Annotated in this window: 11 protein-coding genes; 2 read left to right on the forward strand and 9 right to left on the reverse strand. The window is 61.8% G+C overall.

Features of this window, described 5'->3' with window-relative positions; translation table 11 throughout:
- Window positions 1–82: 82 nt before the first annotated feature.
- The 4 genes from hutU to hutI are packed head-to-tail and all read right to left on the reverse strand — an operon-like array spanning window position 83 to window position 5,224.
- A complete protein-coding gene (hutU, locus tag AB1E34_RS16725; protein ID WP_372573470.1) occupies window positions 83–1,762 on the reverse strand; it encodes a urocanate hydratase in 1,680 nt (559 codons plus the stop codon).
- Window positions 1,759–2,541, reverse strand: coding sequence for an N-formylglutamate deformylase (hutG, locus tag AB1E34_RS16730; protein WP_372573471.1), 783 nt, complete (start codon window positions 2,539–2,541; stop codon window positions 1,759–1,761). Before hutG ends, hutU begins: the two co-directional genes overlap by 4 nt.
- A complete protein-coding gene (gene hutH / locus AB1E34_RS16735; RefSeq protein WP_372573472.1) occupies window positions 2,538–4,061 on the reverse strand; it encodes a histidine ammonia-lyase in 1,524 nt (507 codons plus the stop codon). The genes hutG and hutH overlap by 4 nt, the downstream gene beginning before the upstream one ends.
- Window positions 4,058–5,224, reverse strand: a complete 1,167-nt coding sequence (gene hutI / locus AB1E34_RS16740) for an imidazolonepropionase (protein ID WP_372573560.1) — start codon at window positions 5,222–5,224, stop codon at window positions 4,058–4,060. Before hutI ends, hutH begins: the two co-directional genes overlap by 4 nt.
- Window positions 5,225–5,344: 120 nt before the next feature.
- On the opposite strand from hutI, the gene AB1E34_RS16745 reads away from it, so the two are divergent.
- Both AB1E34_RS16745 and hutC read left to right on the forward strand, forming a co-directional pair.
- Complete coding sequence (locus tag AB1E34_RS16745) at window positions 5,345–6,709, forward strand: formimidoylglutamate deiminase (RefSeq protein WP_372573473.1); 1,365 nt, start codon at window positions 5,345–5,347, stop codon at window positions 6,707–6,709.
- Window positions 6,710–6,769: 60 nt separating this feature from the next.
- Entirely contained in the window at window positions 6,770–7,471 is a 702-nt protein-coding gene (gene hutC, locus AB1E34_RS16750) for a histidine utilization transcriptional repressor HutC (protein ID WP_372573474.1), read from the forward strand.
- A gap of 19 nt (window positions 7,472–7,490) precedes the next feature.
- Here the strand turns inward: hutC and AB1E34_RS16755 are convergent, their stop codons facing one another.
- From AB1E34_RS16755 to AB1E34_RS16775, 5 genes are all read right to left on the reverse strand, one after another.
- Window positions 7,491–8,186, reverse strand: a complete 696-nt coding sequence (locus tag AB1E34_RS16755) for a fumarylacetoacetate hydrolase family protein (protein ID WP_372573561.1) — start codon at window positions 8,184–8,186, stop codon at window positions 7,491–7,493.
- Between the two features lie 778 nt (window positions 8,187–8,964).
- Entirely contained in the window at window positions 8,965–10,239 is a 1,275-nt protein-coding gene (locus tag AB1E34_RS16760) for a bifunctional folylpolyglutamate synthase/dihydrofolate synthase (protein ID WP_372573475.1), read from the reverse strand.
- Window positions 10,236–11,171, reverse strand: a complete 936-nt coding sequence (accD, locus tag AB1E34_RS16765; protein WP_372573476.1) for an acetyl-CoA carboxylase, carboxyltransferase subunit beta — start codon at window positions 11,169–11,171, stop codon at window positions 10,236–10,238. Before accD ends, AB1E34_RS16760 begins: the two co-directional genes overlap by 4 nt.
- A gap of 60 nt (window positions 11,172–11,231) precedes the next feature.
- Entirely contained in the window at window positions 11,232–12,119 is an 888-nt protein-coding gene (locus AB1E34_RS16770) for a CPBP family intramembrane glutamic endopeptidase (RefSeq protein ID WP_372573477.1), read from the reverse strand.
- Window positions 12,112–15,231 (reverse strand): ABC transporter transmembrane domain-containing protein, encoded by a 3,120-nt coding sequence (locus AB1E34_RS16775; RefSeq protein WP_372573478.1) that lies wholly within the window; start codon window positions 15,229–15,231, stop codon window positions 12,112–12,114. The genes AB1E34_RS16770 and AB1E34_RS16775 overlap by 8 nt, the downstream gene beginning before the upstream one ends.
- Window positions 15,232–15,279: the final 48 nt, after the last annotated feature.

Genomic DNA, 15,279 nt, shown 5'->3' on the forward strand with positions numbered 1-15,279 from the left:
TGTAACACGAATCGATGAGGCTTTGGCCGAGGTAGGGCCTACATGGCCGATCTCAGCCACAAGCCATGGCTGGATCGACCGCTCAGAGAATGCCGGGCAGGTTTAGCCCATGCTCACGCGCACAGGTCTTGGCGATGTCATAACCCGCATCCGCATGCCGCCAGACGCCCGAAGCCGGATCGTTCCACAACACCCGTTCCAAGCGTTTCGCCGCCTCAGGTGTGCCATCCGCACAGATGACCACGCCCGCATGCTGGCTGAACCCCATGCCGACCCCGCCGCCATGATGCAGCGACACCCAGGTCGCCCCCGAGGCGGTGTTGATCAGCGCGTTCAGCAGCGGCCAGTCGCTGACTGCGTCCGAGCCATCCAGCATCGCCTCGGTCTCGCGGTTGGGCGAGGCGACAGAGCCTGAATCCAGATGGTCGCGCCCGATCACCACCGGCGCTTTCAATTCGCCACTGGCCACCATCTCGTTGAAGGCCAGCCCGGCCCGGTGCCGGTCGCCCAGCCCGATCCAGCAGATACGGGCGGGCAGGCCCTGAAACGCGATACGCTCCTGCGCCATGTCCAGCCAGTTATGCAGGTGGGTGTTCTCGGGGAACAGCTCCTTCATCTTGGCGTCGGTCTTGTAGATATCCTCCGGATCACCTGACAGGGCGCACCAGCGGAACGGGCCGATACCCTTGCAGAAGAGCGGACGGATGTAGGCGGGAACAAATCCGGGAAAGGCAAAAGCATTTTCCAGCCCCTCATCCTGCGCCACCTGTCTTATGTTGTTGCCGTAATCCAGCGTCGGCACCCCTGCATTCCAGAAATCAACCATCGCCTGTACATGCACGCGCATACTGGCGCAGGCGGCCTTTTCCACCGCTTTAGGATCTGTTTCGCGCTTATCTCGCCACTCCGCCAGCGACCAGCCCTGCGGCAGATAGCCGTTTATCGGATCATGGGCGCTGGTCTGGTCGGTGACGATATCGGGGCGGAGGCCACCAGCCTGCATCCGGGCGTAAATCTCGGGGAAGATATCGGCCGCATTGCCCAGCAGCCCGACGGATTTCGCCTCGCCCGCCTTGGTCCAGCGCGCGATCATTTCAAGCGCTTCGTCCAGCGTGTCGGCGCGTTCATCGACATATTTGGTGCGTAGGCGGAAATCGATCCGGTCCGGGTCGCATTCCACCGCCAGACAGCAAGCCCCGGCAAAAACGGCGGCCAGGGGTTGCGCCCCGCCCATGCCGCCCAGACCCCCGGTCAGAATCCACTTGCCGGTCAGATCACCGCCGTAATGCTGCCGCCCGGCCTCGGCAAAGGTCTCGTAGGTGCCCTGCACGATGCCCTGGGTGCCGATATAGATCCATGACCCGGCGGTCATCTGGCCGTACATCATCAGGCCTTTCTTATCGAGTTCGTTGAAATGATCCCAGGTGGCCCAATGCGGTACTAAATTGGAGTTTGCGATCAAAACCCGAGGTGCGTCGGCATGGGTTCGGATCACCGCCACCGGCTTGCCCGACTGCACGATCAGGGTCTCTTCCGCCTCAAGCTGTTTGAGGCTGGCACAGATCAGGTTGAAATCCTTCCAGGTCCGCGCCGCGCGACCGATACCGCCATAAACCACCAACTCATGCGGGCTTTCGGCCACATCCGGGTGCAGGTTGTTCATCAGCATCCTCAGCGGTGCTTCGGTCTGCCAGCTTTTGGCGTTCAGCTCAGGCCCCGTGGGCGGAAAGACATCGCGGATATTGTGTCGGGGATCGGTCATGCGGGGCTCCAGTTCTTGAGCGTTGTGAGGATTGAGGCCAGCGGGCGGCGCAGCCTGTCCGCCTTGTCTTGCGACCAAGTCCAGGGCGCGGCCTCGGCCATGTAGGTGGATTGCGCCAGCTCCATCTGGATCGCATGCAGCCCCTCTTCGGGTCGGCCGTAGCGACGCGTGGTCCAGCCACCCTTGAAGCGGCCATTGAGCACATGGCTGTAACCGGTCGCGCTGGCGCAGATTTCCTGCACATGCTGTTCCAGCTCTGGCGCGCAGGTGGTGCCGTTATTCGTACCGATATTGAAATCGGGCAATGCGCCGTCAAACAGGAACGGGATATGCGAACGGATCGAGTGGCAATCATACAAGATGGCAAAGCCATGCACCGCGCGCAGACGCTCCAGTTCAGCCGTCAGGGCGGCGTGATAGGGCGCGTGGTACGCTTCGCGGCGACGGATGATCTCCTCGGCGTTGGGTTCCCTACCCGCGCGGTAAATCGGGGCGCCGTTGAAATCGGTTAGGGGACACAGAGAGGTGGTGTTTTGCCCCGGGTAGAGACTGATATCGGTCGGATCACGGTTGACATCGATCACATAACGATGGATGGGCGTTCGAACCGTGGTGATGTCCGCGACCAGCCCGTCATAGAGGCGGTCGATATGCCAATCGGTATCCGCCATCGCCCGACCCATGGCGTTCAGGCGGGACAGGACGTCCCCCGGTATCTGCGTCCCGGTATGGGGCAGGCCCAGCACCAGCGGACTGTCACCGCGCGCCACCTCGATCATGACGGCATCTCTAGCTGCGCCACCTGTTCGAGGGCGCCGGATCGGACCATGGCCGCCGCCGCCTCGATATCTGGAGCCAGATAGCGGTCCTGCGCCAACGCGGGCACGGAGCGTCGCAGATGCGCGATCACCGCCTGCAACCGTTGCGAGGTTGCCAGCGGCGCGCGCGCCTCGATCCCCTGCGCGGCACAAAGCAGCTCGACCCCAAGGATCACCGACAGGTTCTGGCACATTCGCCCCAGCCGCAGCGCGCCGTGGGCGGCCATCGATACGTGATCTTCCTGATTGGCCGAGGTTGGGGTGGAGTCGGTCACGCAGGGATTGGCCAGATGTTTGTTCTCGCTCATCAGGGCGGCGGTCGTCACCTCAGCGATCATGAAGCCCGAGTTCAGCCCCGGATCAGGGGTCAGGAACGGCGGCAGATCGAAGCTGAGCGTCGGGTCCACCATCAGTGCGACGCGGCGCTGGGCGATGGCGCCGATCTCGGCTAGGGCCAGCGCGATCTGATCGGCGGCAAAGCCGACATATTCGGCGTGAAAATTGCCCCCTGACACGATCCGCCCGGCCTCGACCAGCACCAGCGGGTTATCCGTGACCGCGTTGGCCTCGACCTCAAGCGTGCGGGCCGCCATGCGCAGCACGTCCAGCGCGGCGCCAAGAACCTGCGGCTGGCAGCGGATGCAATAGGGGTCCTGTACGCGGTGATCGCCTTCGCGGTGGCTTTCACGGATCTCCGAGCCCTCCATCAGTGCCCGCATGCCCCGCGCCACGTCGATCTGGCCCGCATGGCCGCGCAAGTCGTGGATTTCGGGGACCAGCGGCGCGGTCGAGCCCATGATGGCATCGGTGCTCAGCGACGCGATCACCATCGAGGCGCGCGCCATCCGCAGCCCGTCAAACAGGCCCGTCAGCGCGCAGGCGGTCGAGAATTGCGTGCCATTGATCAACCCCAGCCCGGCCTTGGGGCCCATCGGAACAGGTTCCAGCCCGGCGCGCGCCAATGCTTCGGCGGCGGGCATGCGCTGGCCGTCATGGATCGCCTCACCTGCCCCGATCATCACTGCTGCCATATGCGCCAGCGGCGCCAGATCGCCCGAGGCGCCGACCGAGCCTTGCGAGGGCACAACCGGGATCACGCCCCGCGCCAGCATCGCCTCGATCTGTTCGATCACTGTCCAGGACACACCGGACGCGCCCCGGCCCAGCGACAGGAGTTTCAGCACCATCATCAGGCGTGTCCTATCTGCAGCCAGCGGTTCGCCCACGCCGCAACAATGGGACAGGATCAGGTTGCGCTGCAGATGGGCGGTGTCTTCGGGGGCGATGCGGGTTGAGGCCAGCTTACCAAAGCCGGTGTTGATGCCATAGACCGCCTCTGATCCGGCAGCGGCCTGCGCCACCATCTCGGCAGCGGCGTCAACCGCCGGTTTTGCGGTCCGGTCCAACTGTACCGGGGTCTCCTCACGATAGAGGGCTTCCAATGTAGCGAGCGTGGCCGTGCCGGGCGTCAATACAGTCATGAGCGACCTGCGAAGATTCGAGCATGAAGCGGGTTGAAACCGATGCGATAGGACAGCTCTGCCGGTGTTTCGACATCCCAGACTGCCAGATCTGCGCGCAGCCCCGGTGCAATGCGTCCGCGATCCGACAGACCCAGCGCCTGCGCAGCGTTGCATGTGACACCGGCCAACGCCTCTTCGGGCGTCATGCGGAATAGGGTGCAGCCCATGTTCATGGTCAGCAGCAGCGATGTCAGCGGTGATGAACCCGGATTGCAATCTGTTGCCAGCGCCATCGGTACACGATGCGCGCGGAACGCCTTGATCGGGGGCTGTTGCGTCTCGCGCAGGGTGTAAAACGCACCCGGCAGGATTACCGCAACTGTCCCCGAGGCTGCCATGGCGCGCGCATCCTCCTCGCTTGCGTATTCCAGATGGTCCGCCGACAGGGCGTTGTATCGCACCGCCAGTTGCGTGCCGCCGAGATGGGACAATTGCTCTGCATGCAGTTTGACCGGCAATCCAAGCTCTGCCGCGACGCGGAACACCCGTTCGATCTGATCGGTGTCAAAGGCGATATTTTCGCAGAATCCGTCGACCGCATCGACCAGAGCCTCGTCCCGTGCGACGCGTAGCGTCGGGATGCAGACCTCATCAACATAAGCGTCGCCGCGTCCCTTGTATTCGGGCGGCGTGGCGTGGGCGCCCAGAAAGCTGGTGCTGATCGTGACCGGTCGCTGATGTTCCAGAGCGCGGGCGGCGCGCAGCATGTTCAACTCGGTCTCGCGATCCAAGCCGTAGCCGGATTTGACCTCGACCGTAGTCGCACCTTCGGCGATCAGCGCATCAAGCCGAGGCAGGGCGTTCTCGATCAGCGTCTCCAGCGAGGCCGTCCGTGTGTCGCGCACGGTCGAGATGATGCCACCACCGGCGCGCGCGACCTCTTCATAGCTGGCCCCGTTCAGGCGCATCTCGAATTCGCGAGCGCGATTGCCGCCAAAAACTAGATGGGTGTGGCAATCGATCAATCCCGGCGTGACAAGTCGCCCACCGAGATCGTCACGAGGCCAAGCGATATAATCCTCGGGCAGATCCGCTGCCGGTCCCACCCAGACGATACTGTCCCCCGCTATCGCAATCGCCGCGTGGTGGATCAGGCCATAAGGGGCGCCGCCTGCACTCATCGTTGCGGCATGAAGACCGATCAGGATGCGCTTGGTGGTCACGGAATCTCTCTGAGGATGGTTGCACGGGATAAAGTATGCGGATAAAGTTGTTATGTCTAGTCATAAATGAGAGGCCGAATGCAGGCGATTTTCGCGCAACATGCTTTATTAGGGTCTGATTGGTGCCAAGATGTGCGGGTCTCTCTCGAGGGTCCTTGCATCGGGGCGATCGAGGTCAAAACAACACCCCGACCGGGCGACGAGCAGGTCGACACGCTGTTGCCCGCGCTGGCGAATCTGCATTCGCACAGCTTCCAACGCGCCATAGCCGGTATGACCGAAACGCGTGCGGCGGGTCGCGACAGTTTCTGGACGTGGCGCGAAATGATGTATCGCTTCGTCACCCATCTCACACCGGAACATTACGAGGCTATTGCAGCGCTTGTCTTTCTAGAGATGCAGGAGGCAGGTTATGCCTCGGTCGGCGAGTTTCACTATGTCCACCACCAGCCCGACGGCACGCCCTATGACGCGGTCAGCGAGTTGAGTCAGCGCGTCTTTGCTGCCGCCGCGCAAACCGGGATCGGGCTGACCCATCTGCCGGTACTCTACAGTTATGGCGGTGCACAACGCGCGGAACTTGGCGCGGGTCAGAAGCGGTTTGGCAACGATGTCGGGGCTTATCTCGAATTGGTGGCCGATGCGCGTCAGGCCAGCCGTGCGCTGCCTGCGGATACTCGTGTCGGAATCGCCCCGCATTCACTGCGGGCGACATGCCCCGGGGGTCTGGCCGAACTGCTTGCGGGTCGTGAGGCTCAGCCGATCCACATCCATATCGCCGAACAGATCAAAGAGGTCGAGGATATCAGGCTCTGGCTCGGGGAAACGCCGGTCGCTTGGCTGCTACAGAACGCGCCCGTGGATGACACATGGTGCCTGATCCACGCCACCCACATGACCGAGGCGGAAACCATTGATTTGGCACGCTCCGGCGCCGTTGCGGGCCTTTGCCCGATCACCGAGGCCAATCTGGGGGATGGCCCGTTTAACGGTCCGGCCTATGTGCAATCCGGTGGGCGGTTCGGCATCGGGTCGGATTCGAATGTCTGCATCTCGCTGACCGAGGAGTTGCGGGCGCTGGAGTATTCCCAGCGCTTGCGGGATCACAGCCGCAACGTGATGGTTTCGGGCGAAGGCTCGGTCGGTGCGAATCTCTACCTCTCGGCAGCGACGGGCGGGGCGCAGGCGCTGGGCCGCGACAGTGGCGAGATCAGGACCGGCAAGCTCGCTGATCTGGTTGCCATCGACCGGACCGACCCGGCCTTACTGGCGCTGAGTGACGAGCAGCTTCTGGATGGGCTGTGTTTTGCCGCGAAGGATCGGGTTGTCACCGACCTCTGGTCCGCCGGGCGGCATCAGGTGCGCGCGGGGCGGCATATCGCCCGTGACGCGATTCTGACCAACTACAAGACCACGATAGCGAGGCTGGTCGAGATGATTTGACCTGTCGGCTCATCCCCACAGCAAAATATGAGCATATTGGAGTTATGATCGGATGGCAGAATGACGGACCGCAAGCCCATCAGTTTTCACGATGTCCGGGACGAGGTCATGGCCCGCATTCAAGCCCGCACCTGGCCGCAGGGAACCGTGCTGCCGACCGAGATCGAACTGGCGGCTGAATTCGGCTGCGCACGCGCCACGGTCAACCGCGCTCTGCGCGAATTGGCCGAGCGCGGCATCGTCGACCGGAAACGCAAAAGCGGCACGCGCGTGGCCCTGCACCCCACCAAACAGGCCAAGCTGGAAATTGCCGTCGTCCGTCAGACCATCGAAGAGATGAATGCCACCTATCGCTATTCTCTGGTCAGTCGGAACCTGATGGCCTGCCCTTCCTGGCTGCAGGCCAAGATCGGGCTGACCCATGCCGGTCAGGTTCTGCACCTGTGCTGCATGCATTTCGCCGATGACCGGCCCTTTCAGTTCGAGGAGCGCTGGATCAACGTCCTTGCTGTACCCCATGTGATCGAGGCCGACTTTCTCACCGTGGGTCCAAATGAATGGCTTTTGGCAGAAGTTCCGTTTTCGGATGCGGAGGTGTCTTTCTCTGCTGTGGCTGCATGCGCAACGCTGGGTGAGTTCCTTGCCGTGCCCCCTGGTGCGCCGCTGTTTCAGATGGAGCGGACGACATGGCTCCGCGGCGAGCCGGTGACATTTGTGCGCATGACCTTTCATCAGGGCTATCAGATGCGCACACGTTACTGATTTTCTTGCCCTTGCAGGCTTACTCCGGCGAGCCGATCACCAGTTGGACCGGGTCCAGACCGTCAATCGCGCCCTCGATCCGGTCGCCCGGCTGCACCGGCCCAACCCCGGCTGGCGTTCCTGTCAGCACCAGATCACCGGGCCGCAGGTGATAGAAACCGGACAGGTGCTGCACGATCTCGACGACGCTCCAGACCATCTCGCCGAGTGTCGCGTCCTGTCGCACTTCACCATTTACCGAGAGGTGGATTCTGCTGCCTGAGTGCGGCTGCCAGTCCGATGCCCGGCGCAAAGGCGCGAAAACCGCAGAGCTTTCGACATCCTTGCCCAGGTCCCAGGGCCGCTGTTTCTGTCGCTCGCGAATCTGCACATCGCGACGGGTCATGTCGAGCGCGCAGCAATAGCCGAAAATGGCCGCCTGCGCCGCGTCGGCATCGCCGCGAAACACCTCCGCCCCGATGGCCAGGGCCAGTTCCATCTCGTGGTGATAGTCATCGGTGCCCGGCGGATATGGGACGGTGGCACCGCTGAGCGAGGCGTTGGCAGGGGATTTGGTGAAGTAGAACGGCGCCTCGCGATCAACGCTATTGCCCATTTCTGCGGCATGGGCCTCGTAATTCCGGCCAACACAGAAAATCCGTCCCACGGGATAACCACGCGAATCGCCCGATACGGGTATTACGGGATTGGGTGTGATCTCGAAGAGGGTTTCCATGTCACTCAGGCTCTGTTTCTCGGCACGACTCTGGGTCATCACACCCGCCGGGTCCAGCAGAGAAATCGGCGCAAGCTGCCTTTCACAAAGGGCAATCTCATGCTGCCGGAGCGGAGCAACCGGCCAAAACGGAGGTTTCGCGCCATATTTCGCCAGCAACCTGCAATTGCGTAGGCGCAATTCCGCTCATCGTGTGATATGATGGCGCGAATAATTTTTTTGACCTTGCGAATTAGGTGATTCAGCGTCCAAAGGGAACCTCAAGCTAGCGCTATACGCGCAAATGGGGCAAATATGATCGAGGTTATGGAAGACACGCCGTCGACACGGCTTCCTTCGCAGGTGCGATGCGGCGGAGATGTGTGCGTGACTTCGAGGCAATCGGCCCTAGATACATTGAAGAAGGTCCGGGTATCTGCCGCGAAAGGCAGCTGTGCCCGTGCGACGCGGCAGGACAGTCGCCAAAGCGTCGCGGCTCGAATTCAATTTGGTTACAGCGTCAGTTTTGCCGACGCATCACATAACGGTTCTGCAATTTCTGCAGGCAATGACATCAGAACGCTTCAAGGCGTCGGGGTATCGGATCTATCCCCCAGATCCCGCCCCATTCGTTTCCGGGATAATATTTCTGTTCCGGGTCACGCCTTGATGCTGCGGCAGAAGATGCCGGGCTTCTAGTCCGGCAAATTCCGCTGCGGGCCAGGCACAGCAGCTACACCCGGTCTGGCCTACCCCGTCGGAGAGAACCCCCTCCTCTCCGGCGGGGACCCCTAAAAGTTCAGCCGTTTTCGCGCAGGATATGACCGGCAAGGTAGAGCGAGCCGCAAATCAGCACGCGGGCTTGCGGATCAGCCTCGGTGATCGACCTCAACGCCGTGGCGACATCCTCGGAGGTTGAGGCACGCATACCGACAGAGCGTGCCGCATTGGCGGTTTCGGTTGCAGGCAGTGTGTTGGCCTCGCCCGGGATCGACACGGCGGTCAAGCTGTCGGCCTGTGCCGCAAGCGGGCGCAAATATCCGGTCACATCCTTGGTGTTCAGCATACCGCAGATCATGTGCGTTGGGCGTTTCGGCAGCCGTGCGAGCAGATCTGCCAGCGCGCTGCCGGCAGCCGCATTATGGCCGCCATCAAGCCAAAGCTCGGCCTCGGGTGCGCTGTCGACCAGCGGGCCGGCCCTGAGGCGCTGCATGCGCGCGGGCCATTCGGCTTGAGTCACTGCGGCCTCGTAAGCGGCGTCACCCAGATTCAGATGCCGCAGAACCGCCAGAGCCGCGCCCGCGTTCTGGATCTGATGCGCGCCCAGCAGGTTCGGCAGCGGCAGATCGCGCAGCCCGGTTTCGTCCTGATAGATCAACCGCTCACGTTCTTCGTAGACGTGCCAGTGCTGACCATAGGCCAGCAGCGGCGCGCCCAGCCGGGCGGCGGTGGCTTCGATCACCTCCATCGCCTCGTCGGGTTGCGGGCCCACAATGACCGGCACGCCGCGCTTGATGATCCCGGCCTTCTCGGCTGCGATCTTGGCGATCGTGTCGCCAAGGAACTGCTCATGATCGATCGAGATCGGCGTGATCACGCAGAGCGCCGGATTATCGATCACGTTGGTCGCATCCAGCCTGCCGCCCAGACCCACCTCAAGCAGAGTGTAGTCCGCCTGCACTCGCGAGAAGGCCAGCAGCCCGGCGATGGTCGTAATCTCGAAATAGGTGATCGAAGCACCGTCGTTGGCGGCATAGCAGTCATCCAGCACCGCGCTCAGATCAGCTTCACTGATCAGCGTACCGGCCAACCGAATACGCTCGTGAAATCGCGCCAGATGTGGTGAGGTATAGGCATGCGCCCGCAGCCCGGCGCCTTCGAGCCCGGCGCGGATCATCGCAAGGGTCGAGCCTTTGCCGTTGGTGCCAGCGATATGGATAACCGGCGGCAACCTGTCCTGCGGATTGTCCAGCGCGGCAAGCAAGTGCCACACCCTGTCCAGCGTCAGGTCGATGATCTTGGGGTGCAGCGCCATCATCCGGTCGAGGATGATGTCGGATTGTGCCGCGGTCATTTCTCGGCCGGTGCCTCTTCAGCAGGGTCCTTGGCGGTCTCCGCCTCTGGCTCTGGCGCGGGCAGATCACCGCGCACTGCAGGCGGCTGATTCATCAGCATCCGGGTGATGGTGATCAACTCGTCCCGCATCTCGGTCCGCTTCGTCACCCGGTCGAGCATGCCGTGATCCAGCAGGTATTCGGCGCGCTGGAAGCCTTCGGGCAGCTTCTCGCGGATGGTCTGTTCGATCACGCGCGGCCCGGCGAAACAGATCAGCGCGTTGGGTTCGGAAATGTGCACATCGCCCAGCATCGCGTAAGAGGCCGTGACACCACCGGTGGTCGGGTGGGTCAGAACCACGATATAAGGCAGGCCCGCCTCTTTCAGCATTTCGACCGCCACGGTGGTCCGCGGCATTTGCATCAGCGACAGGATGCCTTCCTGCATGCGCGCGCCACCGGCGGCGGAAAACAGGATCAGCGGGCGCTTGAGCTTCACCGCTTCTTCAGCGGCGGCAATGATCGCGTTGCCCACATACATGCCCATGGACCCGCCCATGAACGAGAAATCCTGCGCGGCGGCGATGATCGGCGTGCGGCCAATCTCGCCATTGGCCACCAGCATCGCTTCTTTTTCGCCGGTTGCCTTCTGGGCGGCCTTCATGCGGTCAGGGTATTTCTTCTGATCGCGGAACTGCAGCGGATCGGCCTTGGGCTCGGGTACCGCGACTTCGGTAAAGACACCGCCATCGAACAGCGCGTTGAATCGCTCACGCGGGGTGATCGCCATGTGGTGGCCGCAATTGGTGCAAACGTTCAGATTGTCGCTGAGCTCGCGATGGAACAGCATGGTTCCGCATTCTTTGCATTTGTGCCAGAGGTTCTCGGGCATCTCTCGGCGGGAAAAGATCGAGTTGATCCGGGGCCGGACGTAGTTGGTGATCCAGTTCATTAAGGAACCTCTGGTGGAACATGCACGCGCTCAAATAAGACGCCGCGCCCGAAAATGCAATCAGCGTCGCATCGCAATCCGTGCCACAAGCCAGGCGCTGACCATCATGATCAGGTCCACAAGCAGCCACAAGCGCAACGTGCCAGTATCGGACATGTCGAACGGCGTCAGGTAGAGAGCCAAGCCGCTGAGCATATCGGGAAAGCCGACGATCAGCAGGGCCACGACATTGTTGGCAAAATGCAGTGCAATGGCGGGTCCCAGCGTTCCCGCGCGCGCCGTGATATCAGCCATCAGCAACCCGAAGAGACCGGTCAGACCGACGATCAGCAGAGCGTTGTCGCCCGCCTGTTCGGGCGAGTAGTGCCCGATTGCGAACAGGATCGACGGCACCACCATCCACACCAGCGGGCTGCGGAAACGTGCCGCGAGCGATTGCTGCAGATAGCCCCGAAACAGGATTTCCTCGGCGCTGACCTGTATCAGCACCGCGAGGAGCGACAGCGGCAACAGGGCGAGCCAGGCGCCTAGCGACAGATTGGGCGTCAGCGGCGCGCCGAAATCATAGGGCGGCAGCAGAAAGACCGCCAGCATCAGCAGAACCAGCAGGCGGAACACCTGCCAGAACTGCCGGACCATCAGGCCGTAATTTCCAGTCACGCTTTGCAGGCCGCGCTTTTGAAGCTGGCGCGTTGCCAGCACAACCCCCAGCGTCATGAAGCCGAAACAGGCCAGCAACAGCAGCATTCCGAACTGCGAATCGCCAGTGATGAAGGACAAGGCAAGCTCTTGCGATCCGGTTGCTGTCAGCATCCGCAGGACGACCGAATACCCCACGAACAGGGTCACCGTGACGATCACCAGCCCGAGCAGCACCCGCCAGATGGCCTGCCGGGGGCGGCACGGGGCGACCAGGCGTTCATGCGCAGCATAGGGCGTGTCAGTCATTGCGAGCTTCACCTGCATCTTCGCGCGTCACGTCGGATATATCCTTGGTATTGGGATCGTAACCACTGTTGATAATGTCCTGAATACGTTCCCCGGCCCCGAACAGATAGCCCGCGACGGTTTCCAGCAACTGTACGGCCACTTCGGCGTCGCTTTCGATCACCGCACGGAACTCTTCACCGCCGATCCTGAGAAACTTGCTATCTTCGCGCGCCACCAGGTTCATGCTCCGGGTGCGGCGCATGATGATTGACAGGTCCCCGATCAGGCGGCCCGGTTCGATTGCGCTGATGATGCGCGCGTCGTCTTCCTCGCCGGGCCAGCGCAGCAGCGCTCCCCCCTCGACACAAAGATAGGCGGCATCGGCCTGTTGCCCGGCGGCAAAGATAGTTTGACCTTTCCCGACCTCATACCATTGCGCCGAATACGCCAGAAGCTTCTGGTTGCGTGCGTTGAGATTGCCGAAGAGCTCGGTGCCGGCGATGATGTTGAGCTTCCGGCTCAGGTCTGCCGCGCCGCGTTCGTCCAGCCCATCCATCTGCCGCGCGGAAACGCCGTCAATACGGCCGTTTTCGATGTCGATGAATAAGTCATAGGCTTCGGGATGGGCAAAGCTGTCTTCCATGAAGATCATGATGGATTTCGGCAGCAGCTCACGCAGCCGCTGCCGCGTCCGCAACCGGCTTTGGGAATCATGGCTGGCTAGTGCTTTGTCGAGGATCAGGATATCGGGCCGCTTGATGCCCGCGCGGGAAAACGCGGTTCGTTCCTGGAACACTGTCGGCAGGCTGTTTCCGCCCAGCCCCGAGGGCAGGTCATAGATGATCGCGGCAAGGCGCCGTTGCAGCCCGGCTTCGGTCAATACATCAGCGACCACATCCTCGATCTCTTCGGCGCGCGCGCCCGCCATCTGCGACACCAGCCCGAACAGCGCGTTTTCGGCAACGCTGAGCCGCGGCAGGTAGCGATCCTCGCTGACGGTTTCGAACATGCCTTGCGACGCCTTGGTCAGCCGTCCGGAATGAGCGTGGCGCATGGCAAGGATCTTGTCCTTGAACGCGTCGGTGAAACTTGGCCCGATCTGTTCGGCGGTCAGCAGGAAGGGAACGGTGACCAGCAACGCCGCCTCGTCGTGACTTACGGCATTGTCGCCGCCCCGGTCGCGACGCTCGGCAATGTCCAGCAGCCGATTGTAGAGGGTTTCGTCCAGGCCCAGACGTTGAAACAGCGGGTGGTCGGTTCCGTCCCGGCCGAATGTCTGCCTGAGCTCGTCCATTACGGTGGCGGCGATCAGCATGGCCTCGTCATCCAGGCCCAGCTCTCCCATCATCGAGATGAATTCGTCGTTTTTGACCAGTGCCTCTGCCGGAAGATCGCGGGTTGGTGCAGCGAAGAGCAGGTTGCCACCGATAGGGACCGCCGGATTGAACTTTTCCCGATCGAAGCGGTAGACCAGTTCATCCAGTTCGCGCGCTTTGAGAGCCTGCCAGACCTTGTCACGCAGCGCCACGATTTCACGCGCCAGCGCGCGGTGCACGTCCGGATCGAGCTTGGACCGCAGGGTACGGCGCAGCATGAATTCATCGATCCCCATGGCCTCGACCAGCTTGAACCACCAGTCGCGGATACCCTCGCCATCGGGCAGATCGGCAAGGCTGGGATCAAGCCAGTTCTCGTCCAGCGAATCGCCGCTGTTACCCGCGCGCACCGCTTCGATCTGCTTTCGATCAGGCTGGCGCGGATGTTCAATGTCGCGCAGCGGTCTTGCGCGCAGCGGCATCAAAAGGTTGTCGCCCAGCGTGCCGTCAAACAGATAGGGTCGCGAATGGGCATAACCGACGCGCGCGGCGATCACTGCCTGATGCAGTTCTTTTACATTATGCCCCGACAGGATCACATCACCATGCGACGGCAGTATTTCGCGGGTCAGAAGCTGTGCCAGCGCGGTGCGCTCGGATTGTCTGCTGGACCGGATCGCCACCCGCGCACCGGGCGGGATCGTCATGTTGACGTCTTCCAGGATGGTGTTGCCGTCCCGGTCCCGCACCGTCACATTGCGCAACTCGACCGCACCATTCAGATGCGGGATTGTGCTTGGTTCCCCATCAAACAGCTCGGGCGGGATCATGTTGCGCGGCGCAAAACGCTCGGTGACGATTTCCCAGCGCAGTGACATGTCCTGAACCTGATTGTAGTAGGTCAGCAGTTCCTTCCAGGGGCTCGACAGATCCTTATAGGCGGCAAGGGCTGCCACCAGCGCACCCACCGTGATCTCGCCCTTGATCGCCAGATACCCACCTGCCGAATAGAAAAAGAACGGAGTCATCTGCGTGATCAGATTGTTCAGGAACTTCATGAAGAATTTCTTCTGATAGATCTTGAACCTGATATCGAACAGCTTGCCCAACCGGCTGGTGAACATCGCCAGCCGATAACGCCAGCCGCCATTGGCACGCAGATCCGAGATACCCGCCGCGCTTTCTCCGATTTCCGAGGACAGGCGGCGGACCTGCTGGATGCGGTCCTTGTTCAGCAGGTTGATCTGACGCTGCAGCATCGGGATCAGCCAGGCCTGCAGCGGGATCAGAGCGATCGAGGCAAGCCCGAACCAGACGCTTTGCATGAACAGAAAGGTCACGATGGTCAGCATCTGACCCAGCTGAAACACCGGCTGCGCCACAGCATCGCCCATCAAACCGCCCATCGGCTCAGCCTCGGAGGTGATCATCGAGACCAGCTCGCCCTGGCTGGTGGTCGCGAAATAGGGGCGGGGAAAGCGCATCATGCGGCTGATCAACTGATAGCGCAGCCGCCGCAGCATCCGTTCCGACAGCACACCTTTCATCGTGTTGATGCGCATTTTCATGAACCCGCTGGCGATCACCGTGGCCAGAAACGCAAAACATAGCACCAGCAGATACTGCACCTGCGTCAGGTCGAAGCCCCACAGGTTAATCACGTCGGTGGTTGCGCCAATGGCGTCGTTGATGATGCGCTTGGGCAGTTCCAGCGAGGCATAGAGGAACGGAAAAGAGATCACCGTCAGCATCAGCAGGAATAGCTGTTGCCGTTTCGAATGTTTCCAGATGAATGAAAACAATGTGGGTTCCATGACCCGTCCCTCGTTTCAGGTAAAATGTTCCACGGCTCGGCGCGGAAA

The organism is Ruegeria jejuensis (assembly GCF_041537905.1).
Lineage (GTDB): Bacteria > Pseudomonadota > Alphaproteobacteria > Rhodobacterales > Rhodobacteraceae > Ruegeria_C.

Coding starts and splice junctions, on each gene's coding strand:
- AB1E34_RS16770 (WP_372573477.1), bottom strand. CDS start 12,119: ATGACTGACACGCCCTATGCTGCGCATGAACGCCTGGTCGCCCCGTGC.
- AB1E34_RS16755 (WP_372573561.1), bottom strand. CDS start 8,186: ATGGAAACCCTCTTCGAGATCACACCCAATCCCGTAATACCCGTATCG.
- hutG (WP_372573471.1), bottom strand. CDS start 2,541: ATGATCGAGGTGGCGCGCGGTGACAGTCCGCTGGTGCTGGGCCTGCCC.
- AB1E34_RS16760 (WP_372573475.1), bottom strand. CDS start 10,239: ATGACCGCGGCACAATCCGACATCATCCTCGACCGGATGATGGCGCTG.
- AB1E34_RS16745 (WP_372573473.1), top strand. CDS start 5,345: ATGCAGGCGATTTTCGCGCAACATGCTTTATTAGGGTCTGATTGGTGC.
- hutU (WP_372573470.1), bottom strand. CDS start 1,762: ATGACCGATCCCCGACACAATATCCGCGATGTCTTTCCGCCCACGGGG.
- hutI (WP_372573560.1), bottom strand. CDS start 5,224: ATGAGTGCAGGCGGCGCCCCTTATGGCCTGATCCACCACGCGGCGATT.
- accD (WP_372573476.1), bottom strand. CDS start 11,171: ATGAACTGGATCACCAACTACGTCCGGCCCCGGATCAACTCGATCTTT.
- hutC (WP_372573474.1), top strand. CDS start 6,770: ATGACGGACCGCAAGCCCATCAGTTTTCACGATGTCCGGGACGAGGTC.
- AB1E34_RS16775 (WP_372573478.1), bottom strand. CDS start 15,231: ATGGAACCCACATTGTTTTCATTCATCTGGAAACATTCGAAACGGCAA.
- hutH (WP_372573472.1), bottom strand. CDS start 4,061: ATGACTGTATTGACGCCCGGCACGGCCACGCTCGCTACATTGGAAGCC.